This window comes from Spirosoma profusum (genome assembly GCF_014699005.1).
Taxonomy (GTDB): domain Bacteria; phylum Bacteroidota; class Bacteroidia; order Cytophagales; family Spirosomataceae; genus Spirosoma; species Spirosoma profusum.
Genome location: NZ_JACWZY010000006.1, coordinates 180,845 through 195,060 on the forward strand (window position 1 = coordinate 180,845; position 14,216 = coordinate 195,060).

The following is a 14,216-nucleotide window of genomic DNA, read 5'->3' on the forward strand; positions in this document are numbered from 1 at the left end:
ATTCCGCGTACATTTCGTTTTCTTAACCAACAAACCTTGTTTCATTCATGGAACTATTATCGCTTATGTCGGCCTGGGGCTGGGTAATCCTGGTCTTTTTCGCTGTCGTACTCTATAAATGGGTACTACGTTTCCTGTTCGGGATGGTCATCGTGCCCGAAGACCGAATTGGTCTTGTTACAAAAAAATACGTGCTGGTCGGAACCGACCGGGGTTTGCCCGATGGTCGGATTATTGCCACCAAAGGAGAAGCTGGTTTTCAGGCGCAAACGCTGGCTCCCGGACTTTACTGGTGGATGTGGCCCTGGCAATATGGCATCACGATGCAACCGTTTACGGTAGTGCCCGAAGGCAATATCGGCCTTATCCTGTCGAACGATGGCGGTGAACTACCAACAGGTAATATTCTGGCACGACGGGTCGATTGCGACAATTTTCAGGATACCGAACGCTTCCTGTCGAGTGGCGGTCAAAAAGGCCGACAAACCTCGGTGCTGACGCCGGGAACATACCGGATCAATACGTTTGCCTTTACGGTAACGCTTGCCAATATGACCGTCATTAAGGAAAATATGGTCGGTATTATCACTACGTTGGATGGGGCACCTTTGCAGTCTGGACAGATAGCTGGTAAACAGGTTGAGGGACATAATAACTTCCAGAACGTCGATTTATTCCTGCAGAACGGCGGTAATCGAGGACTTCAGCCGCAGGTGGTGCTGGCCGGTTCATATTACATCAATCCGTGGGCAGTGCAAATCGAAGAAATTCCGATGACAACCGTTCCGATTGGGCATGTGGGCGTCGTGATTTCCTACATCGGCGAAGATGGTGAAGACATTACTGGTGATACGTTCAAGCACGGTAACATCGTTCGACGTGGTTTCCGGGGTGTGTGGATGGAGCCGCTGGGACCGGGTAAATACCCGATCAATACGTATACGATGAAAGTAGAGGGCGTTCCGACGACAAACCTGGTGCTCAACTGGGCCAACGCTCGTTCTGAATCACACGACCTTGACCGGAATCTCTCGACCATTACGGTACGTTCGAAAGACGGTTTCCCGTTCAATCTCGACGTAGCACAGATCATTCATATTCCGTCGGCGGAGGCTCCGAAAGTGATTGCCCGTTTTGGCAGCATGGATAATCTGGTATCGCAGGTGCTCGAACCGACAATTGGCAACTACTTCCGTAACTCGGCACAGGATTCTGACGTAATTGCCTTCTTAAGCACTCGGAAAGAGCGTCAGGAAGCCGCCCGCGAACATATTCGTACAGTATTGGAAGTCTACAACGTAAACGCCGTTGATACGTTGATTGGCGACATCGTACCGCCCGACAGCCTGATGAAAACCCTCACCGACCGGAAAATTGCGCAGGAAGAGGAAAAAACCTACGAAACGCAGCGTATGGCGCAGGAAAAACGACAAGGTATGGAACGCGAAACCGCTTTAGCCGATATTCAGCGCGAAGTGGTGAAGGCGCAGCAAAGCGTCGAAATTGCCCAACGTACCGCCGATGCCGCCGTGAAAAAATCAGAAGGGGAAGCCCGCAGCCTGAAATTGCAGGTCGGTGCTGAATCGGAAGCGACCAAAATACGGGCCGAAGCCAACGCCGAAGCGCGCCGTCGTCAGGCCGCTGCTGATGCCGAAGCCACCAAACTAACCGCCGACGCTGAAGCCGAACGTATCGCCAAAACGGGTAACGCCGAAGCCGAGAAAATTCTGGCTATCGGTCGCTCGACTGCTGAAGCGTACGAGTTGCAGGTACGTGCCATGGGCGACGAAAACTTCACCCGTTTCAAAATCACCGAAGAGATTGGCAAGGGACAGATTCGGGTTATTCCCGACATTGTTATCAACGGCGCGGGCAACGGTTCGGAAGGTTCGCTGAATGGGTTGATGGGTCTGAAACTGCTCGAACAGATTGAAGAACGTAAGACCGGGCAGACCACCAAAATTGTGGACGTAGTGAAGGCAGTAGAAAGTAAGCCTGGTAAATAGTAACGTAAATAATAAGTAGCTACCTATAAATCGCGGTTAGCCGACGTAACGCGGCTGGACTAGTACACCAGTCCAGCCGCGTTACGTCGGCTAACCGCGATTTTATCTGCTACGTCCATTCGTTTTATTACCTTTGTCCTACTTCACTCCTCGCCCTTATGGACAAAGCTGCTCCGCAGAGACCAGCGGCCCAAAAGTCTCCGCTACTGGGTCTGCTGAAACCCTATTCCCGAATGATTCTGTTGTTGATTGTTCTGGCGCTGGCCAGTAACGGAATCAACCTGATTTTGCCCATCATCATTTCTAAAGGAATCGACAACTACAGCGCCGGACAGTTTGTGCTGAAAACTGCTGTTGTCCAGTTCATGGGTGCCGCGTTGATCATCTTCGTGTTCACGTACCTGCAAAGTATCGTGCAAACCTATGCCTCAGAGCGCGTGGCGAAAGATTTACGAACTCAACTGGCCGATAAAATTTCGCGGCAGAGTTTCACGTACATCCAGCAGGCTAATCCTTCAAAGTTGCTGACCAACCTGACGTCGGACATTGATTCGGTGAAAACGTTTGTGTCGCAGGCTATCGTTTCCATTGTATCGTCGCTGTGTATCATCGTCGGAGCCAGCATTTTACTCATCAGCATTAACTGGCAATTGGCGTCGGCCGTGCTCATGATCATCCCGATTATTGGCGGTACGTTCTTTTGGGTACTGAAGCAGGTACGGGTACTGTTTATGAAGAGCCGGGAAGTGATTGACTGGCTCAACAAAGTCATCAACGAAAGTATTCTCGGTTCGGGTTTGATTCGAGTGATTAATTCGCAACAGCTTGAGTACGATAAGTTTCTGGCCGCCAATACAGAAGCAAAGGATTTAGGAATTTCCATTCTGCGTTTATTTGCCGGCCTTATCCCCATCATTACGTTCACCGCAAATATGGCTAGCCTGACAATTCTGGTGTTGGGCGGCCATTTTGTGATCACCGATCAAATGTCGCTGGGCGATTTTGCCGCTTTCAACAGCTATCTGGCGCTGCTGATTTTTCCAATCATCGTAATTGGGTTTATGAGTAACGTAATAGCACAAGCATCGGCGTCGTATCTGCGTGTCAATCAGGTGCTTCAGGCACCGGAAACGGTCAAGAACGGTACGTTAAAAACGGCCCTGAAAGGCGACGTAGCACTAGAGAACGTATCGGTTTCGTATGGCGAAAAACCTGTATTGAGAGATGTTACGTTCTCAGTGAAAGCCGGTACGCAAACCGCCATCGTTGGGCCAACAGCCGCCGGAAAAAGCCAACTTCTGTTTCTGCTGACGGGGCTTATCAAACCAACATCTGGTCAGATAAGCTTCGACGGAAAATCGATTGATGAGTACGACGAAGATACGTTTCATCAGCAGGTTGGGTTTGTGTTTCAGGACAGTATCATTTTCAATCTGAGTGTGCGCGAAAACGTTGCCTTCAACGAAACCGTAACCGAAGAATCAATGAACCGGGCGATTGCTACGTCGGAATTGAGTGACTTTGTGGAATCATTGCCTGATAAACTCGAAACGATTGTGTCAGAGCGGGGGAGTAGTTTGTCGGGCGGTCAGAAACAACGTATCATGCTGGCGCGAGCCTTGGCGTTGAACCCGAAAGTATTGCTGCTGGACGATTTTACGGCGCGGGTCGATGCCAATACCGAACAAAAAATTCTGGCGAACATTCGCCAGAATTACCCTGATATGACGGTGATTTCGGTGACGCAAAAGATTGCCGCCGTTGAACATTATGAGCAAATCATTCTGCTCATGGAAGGAGAACTCATTGACAAAGGCACGCACCAGGAACTCCTGACAATCAGCCCTGAATACGTTCAGATTTATCAGTCGCAACGTAGCACGAACCAGTATGAATTACGATCTTAATCAGTTTGTCGGACAGAAAGAAGAGAAAAACGCTACGTATAAAGCCCTGCGTAAATTGCTGGCGCTCATCAGCGACGAACATCGGACGTTGATGCTGGCGTTCGGTGCCATTTTTGTCAATTCGACGCTGAATCTGCTCGGCCCCATACTGATTGGCCGGGCGGTTGACAAATACATACAGACCAGGCAATTTCATGGACTCCTCGTGTATGGCAGCATTTTATTGGCTATGTATGTCTTCACGATTGGTGCGGGGTATCTGCAATCGCGTCTGATGGGAAACGTAGGCCAGCGAACGTTGTTCAAGCTACGTAATGCTGTGTTCAATAAGTTGCAGGAGTTGCCGGTGGCGTTTTTTAATCAGAATAAAGCGGGCGATCTGATTTCGCGCATCAACAACGACACCGATAAACTGAACCAGTTTTTTTCGCAGTCGCTGATGCAGTTTGTGGGAAGTATTGTAACCATGATCGGTTCGGGTTTATTTCTGCTTTTTATCGACTTGCCGTTGGGGGCTGCGGCTTTGTCGCCCGCTATTTTAATCTGGCTTTTTATCAAATTGACGTCGGCTTGGGTGAAGCAGAAAAACGCAGCTAACCTGAAGAGTGTCGGCAATCTCAGCGCCGAAATCCAGGAAAGCCTGACCAATTTCAAAGTCATCATTGCCTTTAATCGGCGCGATTATTTCCGCAAACGTTTTAACGAAGCGAACGAACAAAATTATAAAACCGCCATCGGAGCTGGCCTGGCCAGTAACGTTTACCTGCCTGTGTTCAGTCTGGCGGCAAGTATTGGTCAAATCATTGTACTGGGCTTCGGCATCTATTTAATTTCGACGGGGCATTTTACCATTGGATTGCTAATCAGTTTTTTATCCTACGTAACGCAATTTTATAATCCGCTACGTCAGCTTGCTGTGTTGTGGGCTAATTTTCAGGTTGCACTGGCTGGCTGGGATCGGATTTCGCACATGCTGGCTATGCAAACGAATCTGCAAACCGTCGAAAATCCGCTGACCGTACCTACTACGTCGTTATTGTCGTTTCAGAACGTATCGTTCAGCTATCCGAACGGACACGAAGTCCTGCACAACATAAGCTTTACGTTGGAACGCGGAAAAACCTACGCACTGGTCGGCCCAACGGGTGGCGGCAAAACCACTACGGCCTCGCTGATTGCCCGTTTGTATGACCCCACCAGCGGAACGGTATTACTCGACGGAAAAGATATTCGTTCATATAATGCTGCCGAACGTACCCAAAAAATTGGATTCATTTTGCAGGAGCCATTTTTGTTTACGGGTACCGTTCGCGAGAATATTTTGTACGGGAATGAGCACCATCAACAGTACAACAATGAGCAATTGACGGAAGTAATCCGACAGGCTGGACTGGAGGGTTTGCTGGAACGGTTCGATGAAGGGCTGAATACCAAAGTGCAGACAACCGGCGATTCGGTCAGTTTGGGGCAGAAACAGCTAATTGCGTTTATGCGGGCTGTGTTACGAAATCCAGAGTTGCTTATTCTGGATGAAGCCACTGCCAATATCGATACAGTAACGGAGCAACTGTTGGGCGAAATTCTGCAAAAACTCCCTGAATCGACAACCCGAATTCTGATCGCGCACCGATTAAATACCATCGAAAGCGCCGACGAAATATTCTTCGTCAATGCTGGACAGGTGACGCGGGCGGGCTCGCTGCATGACGCAGTCGATATGTTACTGCATGGTAAACGAGTGAGTTGATTTTCTTTGTCATGCTGAGGCACGAAGCATGACAAAAACACTGCGCAGCGAATATTTTAAATAGGTTCTATATATACCTTTGCCGGTCAATGCCTGAACTATATGAAACAAATCTATTGCCTGTTTATCTTCGCCATCTCATTCACTACGTTACAATCCTGTAACAATCGTAAGCAAACTGAAAATCAATCGCCTGACTCGTCCAACGTAGCAACAGATTCCGCTCCAGCTACGTCGCCGGAAGTACCAATTTCGCCCCGGCTCGCTGAATTGGGCTTAACCGCCGATAGCGATTGGCGTGGTATCAGTTTGGGCGATGATTTTTCGAAGGTAAAAGCAACTGAAAAAGGTGAATCGTTCGAGAGCGATGCCAAACACGTTGGCTATACCTTGGAACTGAAAGAACTTGAAACGGTAGACATGCTGTATTATCAGGCAGGCCAGAAAGTGTCCGCTATTGACGTCGATCTTTTCTTGAATAGTCGTGAAGCCGTTACCGAATTCCAGAAAGATTTAACGACCTATTTTACAGCGCGCTATGGTACTCCTAAATCCGATAAAAACGGTAATAGCTGGTCCAGTTCAGGCACCTTCGTTACGTTAAAAGACGTATCAAAAGGAAAGGACTTCGGCCTGAAAATCAACATGCTTCCATCCAGCGGAGCATAGGGATGTGGGCAGGGGCAAATGCCGGCTAGTTAATGCCCTCCACCATTAAATTCCCTGTCCGCCAGAGACTTCAATACGTTGTGCAGTTACCCAACGAGCTTCTTCTGTACACAGAAAAGCTACTACGCCCCCAATGTCGTCGGGTAACCCAACTCGACCTAGTGCGGTGATGCTGGCAACGGTTTTGTTATACTGTGGATTATCACGTATCACTCCACCCGCGAAATCCGTCTCGATGGCCCCCGGCGCTACGGTATTGACGGTAATACCCTTGGAACCAAGTTCTTTAGCCAGATAACGGGTCAACACTTCAATCGCTCCTTTCATGGAAGCATACGCCGAATAGCCGGGCGTACTGAAACGCGCCAGTCCCGTCGATAGGTTGATGATACGTCCGCCATCGTTCAGCAGCGGTAATGCCTTCTGCGTGAGGAAATAAACGCCTTTGAAATGGATGTTCATCAACGTATCAAAATCTTCCTCTTTGGTTTCGGCGAACGGAGCGTTGATGCCAATACCAGCGTTATTGATCAGAAAATCGAAATGGTCTGTTCCGAACGTATCGTTCAGTACGTTCGCTAGCCGACTGAAGAACGTATCGAAACTTTTTACGTCGCCGGCGTTGAGTTGAAGAGCGGCAGCTTTTAAGCCAATCTGTTCAATTTCAGCGACTACTGCGTCGGCTTCGTCTTTCTGCGTGTTGTAGGTTAATACTACGTTGATACCTTTCTGGGCCAGGTGAATGGCCATGTTTTTGCCTAATCCACGACTACCGCCGGTGATCAGGGCTATTTTTCGAGTAGTTATCATTGTTTACGAATTGTTACTACGTTGGTTATTGGGCCATTGAACGGGCACCTACTTTACTTGTCTGGCTGAGGGCGAGGCTGGGTGCAACTCGGCTTATAATTTTCATTACACAGGCTAGACCCGGGTAAATTTCATGTGTATCGTTTTGCAGTCCCTTAATGGCCTTATCGACCAGTTTTTCAGGCTCCATGAGCATGCTATCATTAAAGCCATCGACGTCACTAAACGTATCGTTCAAAGGCGTTTTGGCTCCAGGTGCGATCAGTTCAAACACCTTAACCGACGTGTTTTTTAGCTGTACACGTAACGACTGCGTGTATGAGCGAAGCCCCGATTTGGTAGCGCCGTAGATGGGCGAAATAGGAAACGGAATGAGGGCGATGCCCGACGTTACGTTGAGAATGGCCGCTGATTTCTGTTTTTTAAGATGAGGCAGAAACTGCTGCACCATGCGGATTGGCCCTATCAGGTTGATATCAATCTCGCGGGTAATGTTCAGTAGATCAATCGAAGGATCGTTCAGGTTGATTTTTCGCATCTCCCCAGCGTTGTTAATCAGTACGTTGAGGTCAGGAAATTTATGAGTGATCTGTTCGTATAGGGAGGCAATGGCCGATGGGTCGCTCACATCACTTTGAAAGGTGTGGACGCCAGGTAAACTGTTGCGGGTTTCGTCGAGTCGGGCCTGATTCCGGCCTGTGATGATAACGGTATTGCCCAGAGCGAGCAGCCGGGCGGCAAATTCGTAGCCAAAGCCACTAGTGCCGCCGGTTATTAAAATGGTGTTGTTTTGCAGTTCCATCGTAGTTGAAAGTTGATGGAACAAAAGTAGACTCGTTCACAACGTAGCTGTTTGCGAACTTCAATCCGAAGTTTGCAAAAATCAAATCTTAGCTTCAAGCTCGGAAAGTTACCGGAGCCAACGTAGTTTGCTTCTTGAAGAAATTAGAGAAGTGAGCCACCTCCTCAAAGCCGAGGCTGTACGCGATTTCGGAAATATTCCAGTCGGTTTGTTTCAGAAGGATTTTAGCTTCCTGAACAATTCGGTGACTGATGAGATCGGTGGTGGTTTTGCCCGTATTTTCCTTTAAAACTTTGTTGAGATGGTTCACGTGAACGGACAATCGTTCGGCGAAATCTTTAGCCGTACGCAGTCCTAATTTCTGCTGCGGAGATTCAATCGGAAACTGCCGTTCCAACAATTCAATAAATAACGACGAAACCCGCGCTGAAGCCGTGTGCGTAGGATACAAAGCCGTAGCAGGCTGCAATTTCTGGCCGTAATGAATTAGTTCAAGGACATAGTTACGTAACAAATCGTATTTGTATATGTAACTGGATGATAGCTCGTTATGCATCTTTTTGAAGATATAGCGAATATCTTCGGTATTTTCATCTGTGAGCTGAAAGATGGGATAGCCGCCCGGCTTGAAAATAGGTAAGTCATCCAGCACGACTCCACTTTTTTGCTGAATTAGAAAATCGTCGGTGAAAATGCAGAAGTAGCCGAACTGCTGGTCGTCGAGCGGAACGTAGTGGTAAGGAATTTTGGGCGTGGCAAATAACAGTGCGTTTTTCTCGATATTGATCACTTTATCGGCATACTCAGCCGTGTTACGTCCGCTTATCAAACTGATTTTGTAGTATGCCCGCCGGTTGTATGGCATCACCGGTTTCTTCTTGTAACTGGCCACAATGTCCTGCATACTAAATACATTAAAGTGGCCGATTTCTTTGTTTATGCCTTCGGGGATAAGAGCGGCTGTTTCCTTGTAAAACTCTTCCAGTGATGTAGTACCCATTGTTACGTCTGATTTGCAAAAATCAAATGTACGTACTTTTTTGTCATGCTTCCTTCGTCAGCATGACAAAAAAGCCGATTGCCATATTACTCAGGAATAAAACCTAAGCATTATGAGAATTGGCTTTTTTGCATTGACCGATGCGTATCAGTCAACGTAGCATTTAACTGTTTTGACTATCGACGGTAACGGCTTGGGTGTTCGCGGCCAACGCCGAAACTGTAGCCTAAGGCCAGCGTAAAAGTCGAGTTTTGCAGCGGACTGCGATTTCCCCATATATTAGGCAGGTTGCTTTGTACATTGCTGAGGCCGAGCGTGTAGCGGGCATCAATCAGGAAATGTTGCCGATTGCCGGTACCCCAGTTGAGCTGAAAACCACCCGCAGCGCCCAGATCAAGATCGTTAAAATCGCTGCCATTGTCGGAATTAATAGCGGGACCCGTACCCGACAGGTATTCGCCGTCGAGTCGCTTGGCGTTGAGCTTAATAGCAAGCGATGGGCCGATAAAAACGTTAGGTCTGAAATTGCCTTCCAATGTCAAAAAATAACGGGCCAGCACTGGAATTTCCAGGTAATTCACCCGCTGCTTAAACTTGATACGCCCGTCGTTATAATCAGTACCCCGTTGTGAATAAAGAAAATCAGCGGAGAGTCCGAAATGGTTCAGCGAACTGTACATCAGAAACACACCAGCTGATACGCCGGGTGTGAATTTCATATTGTCTGATTTTCCCCAATAATTAGACAAATTCAAGCCGACGCGCGGACCGGCACTAAAGCGTTGTTGGGCTAAACTGCCTGATAGACAGGTTGAAATGAGGAATAAAGATAAAGCGATTGAACGTAGTGAATTTGCGCGAAACATGGATGATTCGTTATGATGGTATGCCGGGTTAACGTTGGAGCTTTGCGAATTGTTTTACGAAATACGCAAACAAACCGCATTTTTTAGCGCCCGAACGCCATCAATACGTTCATAGATAAACGCCCGATGGCTATCCGTAAATGGGGTAACCAGCGTAGTTTTGGGGCGCTGAATGGGCTGTGATTTATTCGGCCGTTTCGGCGCAAAATAGATGAAGTAAATAGCCATCGCCAGCATAAACAAAATGGCGGCTGTGGTAGTCGCAATCCAGAGGGGCCACAGTCGTTTTTTATTGGCCGACTCATGAATACGCTGGTGCAGTGTCGTTCGTAAATCAGCGAGTTGGTTCGGCAACGTATCGGCGGCTGTTTGTTGCATGGCCTCCAAACCCGCCAGGGCATCGGCATAGAACGGATTTTCCAATAGCAGCCGCTCCACACGATAGCGCGCCGGGCCGCTGAGTTGACCAGCCCGGTAAGCCTGTAAATCGTCGAAAGTCAGTTTGTCGTTCATGGCTGCTACTTACTCATACAAATTTTCAAATTCCGACGCCCATTTTGCAAATAACTTTTCACCTGTTTCAAATCGTAACCCGTCAGTTCAGCTACTTCTGTATACGTCTTTCGTTCCAGATAGAACAACCGAAGGCAGCTTTGTTGTTCCACGGCCAGCGTTTGCAGGCAAGCTTCCATCCGCGTTAAATCTTCCTCGTGTTCGGCCAGCGTATCGTCATCGTCTGTCAGATTTAATAGTGGCTCGTCGCTGTCGGTTGGCGAGTCACTGACTAACGCTATGTTCGGATGGGCCTGATGTTTACGCAAATGCATCAAACAATAATTCCGCGCTACGCTGTGCAGCCACGGTCCAAACTGATGTACCTCATGCCGTCGTAAATCATTGACTAACTGCTCGAATAGATTCATGACGGCGTCTTTAGCCTCGTCTTCGTCGCGCAGGTAGTTGTAGCAAACGGCGTAAATCATATCCATATGCTGTTCATAGAGTTCACCCAAAATAGCCAGATCACCCGTAGCGCGGTAGCGTGCTACGTAGTCGGCCGCGTCGCGGGGAGAGCGTTCGGTTCTGGATTTACGGAACAGTTTCAGGAACATGTACTAACGAATGCTACGTACGATTTTATCGGTTGTTGCTTTGCAAACGGACATCGTGTTACGTCGTTTCTCTGTAGATGCAGAACCGAGCGAAATTCCATATTTAAACGCATATAGTAATTGATTCGCTTACTAAACGGCACAAATCGTAACCGAACAGGTGCGCGCTTCGTTATTACGTAATACCAATACGTTCAATGTTATGAAACGCTACGTGTTTTTCATCAGTTTACTGACCGGCGGACTGGCCAGCGCTAGTTTCGGGCAGAATAACTCGTTGCCGCAATCAGCTTCCACAACCGAATCATTTCAGACTGCTCCAGTCATGAATAAAGCGGACGAGCAAAGACGATTACAAAGAGATATAAGCCAGGATACGACGAAAACGAAGCCTAAAAATCGCAAACAAAAACGGCTACGTCCAGATTCGCTACGTAGGGGAGGGGCTACCCGCGTTGACACAGTACGTTGATATGTACTGAGTTAAGGCGTTAATTCTTTTTCTTTTCTCGTTCTCGTTTACGGGCTTCCCGTTTCTGCCGACGTTCGGCTTTACGTTCGGCGCGGGCTTCTTTACGTTCCGCTTTGCGCTCTTTACGTTTTTCTTTTAAATCGGCCCTTACGTCTTTCAGGGCGTCCTTAAGCGTTACGTTATTATCGAATTCGCCTTTAAAAGCTTCTACATAAGCGTTACGTAACAGACCGAAAATAGTAGGCCATGTCAACGTTTCGATATTGTCGACAGTACCGGTGAGAGGAATTCGGGTGGCTACCTGATCGTGTCGCTGATTTTTCAGAATGACAGTACCGGCCTGTGCCGCTAGCTCAGTAAAAAACTTGCCTGGCGTACGATTTTCGTGCTCGTTGAGTTTGAAAATCTGCATGCCTTTCGTGAGCGGTTTTACGTAACCGTTCAATTTCTTGTTCAGCATCGCCATCTCACTATAAACGCTCAACGTACCTCGCTCGAAATCAATATTTCCGTATTCGCGGGCAAGAGGGTTGAGTTTAACCATCTGAAGATTAGCAAACTGCATATTGTAATCGAAGTCGGGAACAACTTTCAGCAGGTTCATATTGGCCGAAAATTTCATAGTCCCACCGTAACCCGGTACGTCGCCCGAAGCCACTACCGGCGACGGTAACTGTTTGGCCTTGTCCTCTACGTTACGTATGTTCCGGATTTCGCCCTGAAAGCGTTTCAACGACAAATCGGCGCGGGGGTGAGTAATCAAACTTGCCAGGTTTACGGTGCCATCGATGATCGCAAACCGGTTGATGTTGATAGGCAGCAGTTTTTTCAGGAACTCGGTCCAGTCGACATCGGCACCGGTCTGACTAGTAGCCTCATCATCGCTAAAGGCAAAGTTGATTTCCGGATTATAACACTCTACTTCGCTTACCAGCTTGCCTTTAAAGAGTGATTTCCATTCAACGGATAAATCGATTTTCGGGATGAACAGAAACGGTTCTTTGATCTTCCCGCTGATTTTCCGAATGCGTAAATTGTCTATCTGATACGCCCCGCGAATGAGCTGAATATCAATATCTTCAACGTGTCCTGTATAGTCACCCATGTCGACCAGGGTTTTGTTGACGTAACGTAGCACGAAATACGGCAGCAGCAACCGGGCAATGATGAGCAGGACAACGAGCGCAATCAGAATTTTGTAAGTACGTTTCACAACGTTAAGTGATTGGTTTAACGTTCTGATAAACGAGGAATTAGAGAAATAGTTAAGCTTCTGGTAAAAAGTAGAAAGACGTAAGCGAAAAGATTACGCCTTTCTGAAGAGCAGCCTTTTCACTTACGTCTTACCTATAATTTTTTGTCATGCTGACCGGGCCGGCGGCCCGGTCAGCATGACAAAAACGCTCTAATCCCGACCTGGATTGAATCGCTGGCCGTCGAGTTTGGTGTATTTGAAGTCGGTGATACCCGAAAATTTCGTGTTTTCGAATTGAGTACCCCGAGGGAAATTAGTGTATTTAAAATCGGCGCTTCCCGTAAAACTAGCCTGCCGGAAATCAACGCCTTCGTCGAATTTCGTGTATTTAAAGTCAGCCGCACGGGTGAAACTGGCCTTCTGGAACGAAGACTTTTCGTCAAATTTCGTGTATTTGAAGTCACTATGCCCTTTGAATGTCGAGTTGCTAAAATCAGCTGCGTCGCGGAATTTGGTGTATTTAAATAGTGCTTCGTCGCGGAACGTAGTACCCGTAAAAATGGCGCGCTGGCTGAATGTCGAATATTTGAATGCCGCGTCTTCTTCAAACGTACAGTTTTCGATGGTTACCGATTCCGGGAAATCAGCGTTATAGACAGTGTTGCTGTTGTTAAAGACTCTTTTGACGTTATTCTCTTCTGAGCGATACGCCAGAAATTTTCCCTGGAATACACAGTTTTTGAACGTAATAGGCGCTTCAACAATACTCAGATAATGTTGTGTATCTCCCCAGTTTCCATCCTGTACTTCTTTTCGATTGGCCAGATCTGTCAGGTCCAAATCGCCGGTAATGGTAGCATTTTGATACGTAACGGCCTCTTTACGGTTAATTTTTTCGATAATTTCTTTAGCCGAAACCGACGTTTGGGCAAAGGTGGACGTTAGCGCAACGAGCGTAAGCAGAAAGAACGTAGTAAGAAGTTTCATGAGCAATTGATTTGTTGTGTTGGTTTTTTATAAAGATGCACATTGATCTCGACGGGTTGCATGATGCCGATGCAGTTCACTTTTTTGCGTATAAGAAAATTAGTATGCTTGCATAATAATTCGCGAAAATCTACTAGATTTACACGGCTAACCATGATTGGAGGGCACGACGATGAAGAAGGAAAAGACAGTTGATTTTCATATAAAATGGGCCTGGCATTCCATTTCGCGGATGTACAATGCCTACGCAGCCCGGTTCGGCATTACGATGGCCATTGGCTACGTACTGCTGAACATCGACCTGGAAGAAGGCACGCCAGCCACTAAAATAGGGCCACTGCTGGGTATGGAACCTCGTTCGCTGGTACGTATGCTGAAAAATCTGGAAGAGCGTGGTCTGATACGTCGGGAAGTGGATGATAATGACAAACGCTTTGTGCGCATTTATCTGACGGAAGCTGGTAAAATCAAGCGCGAAATGGCTCGTGATGGTGTGATTCAATTCAACCAGGCCATCCGCGAACGTATACCGCTCGACAAACTGGTTGTTTTTCTGGACGTTATCAAGGAAATCAATCGGATGGTCGAAGAAGAAAATTCGAAGATTAAAACGACTGAAGCAGAAGAGTTATCGTTGGACTAA

General features: G+C 47.5%; 14 protein-coding genes. 6 read left to right on the forward strand and 8 right to left on the reverse strand.

From position 1 onward, the window contains the following. The first annotated feature begins 47 nt into the window (after positions 1-47). From IC229_RS09625 to IC229_RS09640, 4 genes are all read left to right on the forward strand, one after another. Positions 48-2,006: an SPFH domain-containing protein gene (locus IC229_RS09625; RefSeq protein WP_190886753.1), complete on the forward strand. Its 1,959-nt coding sequence runs from the start codon at positions 48-50 to the stop codon at positions 2,004-2,006. Positions 2,007-2,164: 158 nt separating this feature from the next. Further along, positions 2,165-3,913, forward strand: a complete 1,749-nt coding sequence (locus IC229_RS09630; RefSeq protein WP_190886754.1) for an ABC transporter ATP-binding protein — start codon at positions 2,165-2,167, stop codon at positions 3,911-3,913. Further along, positions 3,897-5,660: an ABC transporter ATP-binding protein gene (locus IC229_RS09635; protein WP_190886755.1), complete on the forward strand. Its 1,764-nt coding sequence runs from the start codon at positions 3,897-3,899 to the stop codon at positions 5,658-5,660. Before IC229_RS09630 ends, IC229_RS09635 begins: the two co-directional genes overlap by 17 nt. Before the next feature lie 102 nt (positions 5,661-5,762). Next, positions 5,763-6,329 carry a hypothetical protein gene (locus tag IC229_RS09640; protein ID WP_190886756.1) on the forward strand — a complete coding sequence of 189 codons (567 nt, stop codon included), beginning with the start codon at positions 5,763-5,765 and terminating at the stop codon, positions 6,327-6,329. A gap of 45 nt (positions 6,330-6,374) precedes the next feature. On the opposite strand, the gene IC229_RS09645 is transcribed toward IC229_RS09640, so the two are convergent. From IC229_RS09645 to IC229_RS09670, 6 genes are all read right to left on the reverse strand, one after another. After that, a complete protein-coding gene (locus tag IC229_RS09645) occupies positions 6,375-7,139 on the reverse strand; it encodes an SDR family NAD(P)-dependent oxidoreductase (RefSeq protein WP_190886757.1) in 765 nt (254 codons plus the stop codon). A 25-nt stretch (positions 7,140-7,164) separates the two neighbouring features. Then, on the reverse strand, positions 7,165-7,941 hold the full coding sequence (locus IC229_RS09650; protein ID WP_190886758.1) for an SDR family oxidoreductase: 777 nt from the start codon (positions 7,939-7,941) through the stop codon (positions 7,165-7,167). A gap of 94 nt (positions 7,942-8,035) precedes the next feature. Then, positions 8,036-8,941, reverse strand: coding sequence for a helix-turn-helix domain-containing protein (locus IC229_RS09655; protein ID WP_190886759.1), 906 nt, complete (start codon positions 8,939-8,941; stop codon positions 8,036-8,038). Between the two features lie 176 nt (positions 8,942-9,117). Further along, positions 9,118-9,807 carry a porin family protein gene (locus IC229_RS09660; RefSeq protein ID WP_190886760.1) on the reverse strand — a complete coding sequence of 230 codons (690 nt, stop codon included), beginning with the start codon at positions 9,805-9,807 and terminating at the stop codon, positions 9,118-9,120. Positions 9,808-9,861: 54 nt separating this feature from the next. Further along, positions 9,862-10,320, reverse strand: coding sequence for a hypothetical protein (locus tag IC229_RS09665; RefSeq protein WP_223833933.1), 459 nt, complete (start codon positions 10,318-10,320; stop codon positions 9,862-9,864). 5 nt (positions 10,321-10,325) lie between these two features. After that, positions 10,326-10,919, reverse strand: a complete 594-nt coding sequence (locus tag IC229_RS09670; RefSeq protein WP_190886761.1) for an RNA polymerase sigma factor — start codon at positions 10,917-10,919, stop codon at positions 10,326-10,328. Between the two features lie 160 nt (positions 10,920-11,079). Between IC229_RS09670 and IC229_RS09675 the strand changes: the two genes are divergently transcribed. Further along, positions 11,080-11,391: a hypothetical protein gene (locus IC229_RS09675; RefSeq protein ID WP_190886762.1), complete on the forward strand. Its 312-nt coding sequence runs from the start codon at positions 11,080-11,082 to the stop codon at positions 11,389-11,391. 19 nt (positions 11,392-11,410) lie between these two features. On the opposite strand, the gene IC229_RS09680 is transcribed toward IC229_RS09675, so the two are convergent. Together IC229_RS09680 and IC229_RS09685 are read right to left on the reverse strand one after the other, a co-directional pair. Continuing rightward, positions 11,411-12,604 (reverse strand): AsmA family protein, encoded by a 1,194-nt coding sequence (locus IC229_RS09680; RefSeq protein ID WP_190886763.1) that lies wholly within the window; start codon positions 12,602-12,604, stop codon positions 11,411-11,413. A 192-nt stretch (positions 12,605-12,796) separates the two neighbouring features. Continuing rightward, a complete protein-coding gene (locus IC229_RS09685) occupies positions 12,797-13,573 on the reverse strand; it encodes a pentapeptide repeat-containing protein (protein ID WP_190886764.1) in 777 nt (258 codons plus the stop codon). 172 nt (positions 13,574-13,745) lie between these two features. Between IC229_RS09685 and IC229_RS09690 the strand changes: the two genes are divergently transcribed. After that, entirely contained in the window at positions 13,746-14,216 is a 471-nt protein-coding gene (locus IC229_RS09690) for a MarR family winged helix-turn-helix transcriptional regulator (protein WP_190886765.1), read from the forward strand.

Excerpts from the sequence above, each read along its gene's own strand:
- IC229_RS09690 (WP_190886765.1), top strand. The coding sequence starts at position 13,746 with ATGAAGAAGGAAAAGACAGTTGATTTTCATATAAAATGGGCCTGGCAT.
- IC229_RS09630 (WP_190886754.1), top strand. The coding sequence starts at position 2,165 with ATGGACAAAGCTGCTCCGCAGAGACCAGCGGCCCAAAAGTCTCCGCTA.
- IC229_RS09665 (WP_223833933.1), bottom strand. The coding sequence starts at position 10,320 with ATGAACGACAAACTGACTTTCGACGATTTACAGGCTTACCGGGCTGGT.
- IC229_RS09635 (WP_190886755.1), top strand. The coding sequence starts at position 3,897 with ATGAATTACGATCTTAATCAGTTTGTCGGACAGAAAGAAGAGAAAAAC.
- IC229_RS09660 (WP_190886760.1), bottom strand. The coding sequence starts at position 9,807 with ATGTTTCGCGCAAATTCACTACGTTCAATCGCTTTATCTTTATTCCTC.
- IC229_RS09655 (WP_190886759.1), bottom strand. The coding sequence starts at position 8,941 with ATGGGTACTACATCACTGGAAGAGTTTTACAAGGAAACAGCCGCTCTT.
- IC229_RS09625 (WP_190886753.1), top strand. The coding sequence starts at position 48 with ATGGAACTATTATCGCTTATGTCGGCCTGGGGCTGGGTAATCCTGGTC.
- IC229_RS09650 (WP_190886758.1), bottom strand. The coding sequence starts at position 7,941 with ATGGAACTGCAAAACAACACCATTTTAATAACCGGCGGCACTAGTGGC.
- IC229_RS09685 (WP_190886764.1), bottom strand. The coding sequence starts at position 13,573 with ATGAAACTTCTTACTACGTTCTTTCTGCTTACGCTCGTTGCGCTAACG.
- IC229_RS09640 (WP_190886756.1), top strand. The coding sequence starts at position 5,763 with ATGAAACAAATCTATTGCCTGTTTATCTTCGCCATCTCATTCACTACG.
- IC229_RS09670 (WP_190886761.1), bottom strand. The coding sequence starts at position 10,919 with ATGTTCCTGAAACTGTTCCGTAAATCCAGAACCGAACGCTCTCCCCGC.
- IC229_RS09645 (WP_190886757.1), bottom strand. The coding sequence starts at position 7,139 with ATGATAACTACTCGAAAAATAGCCCTGATCACCGGCGGTAGTCGTGGA.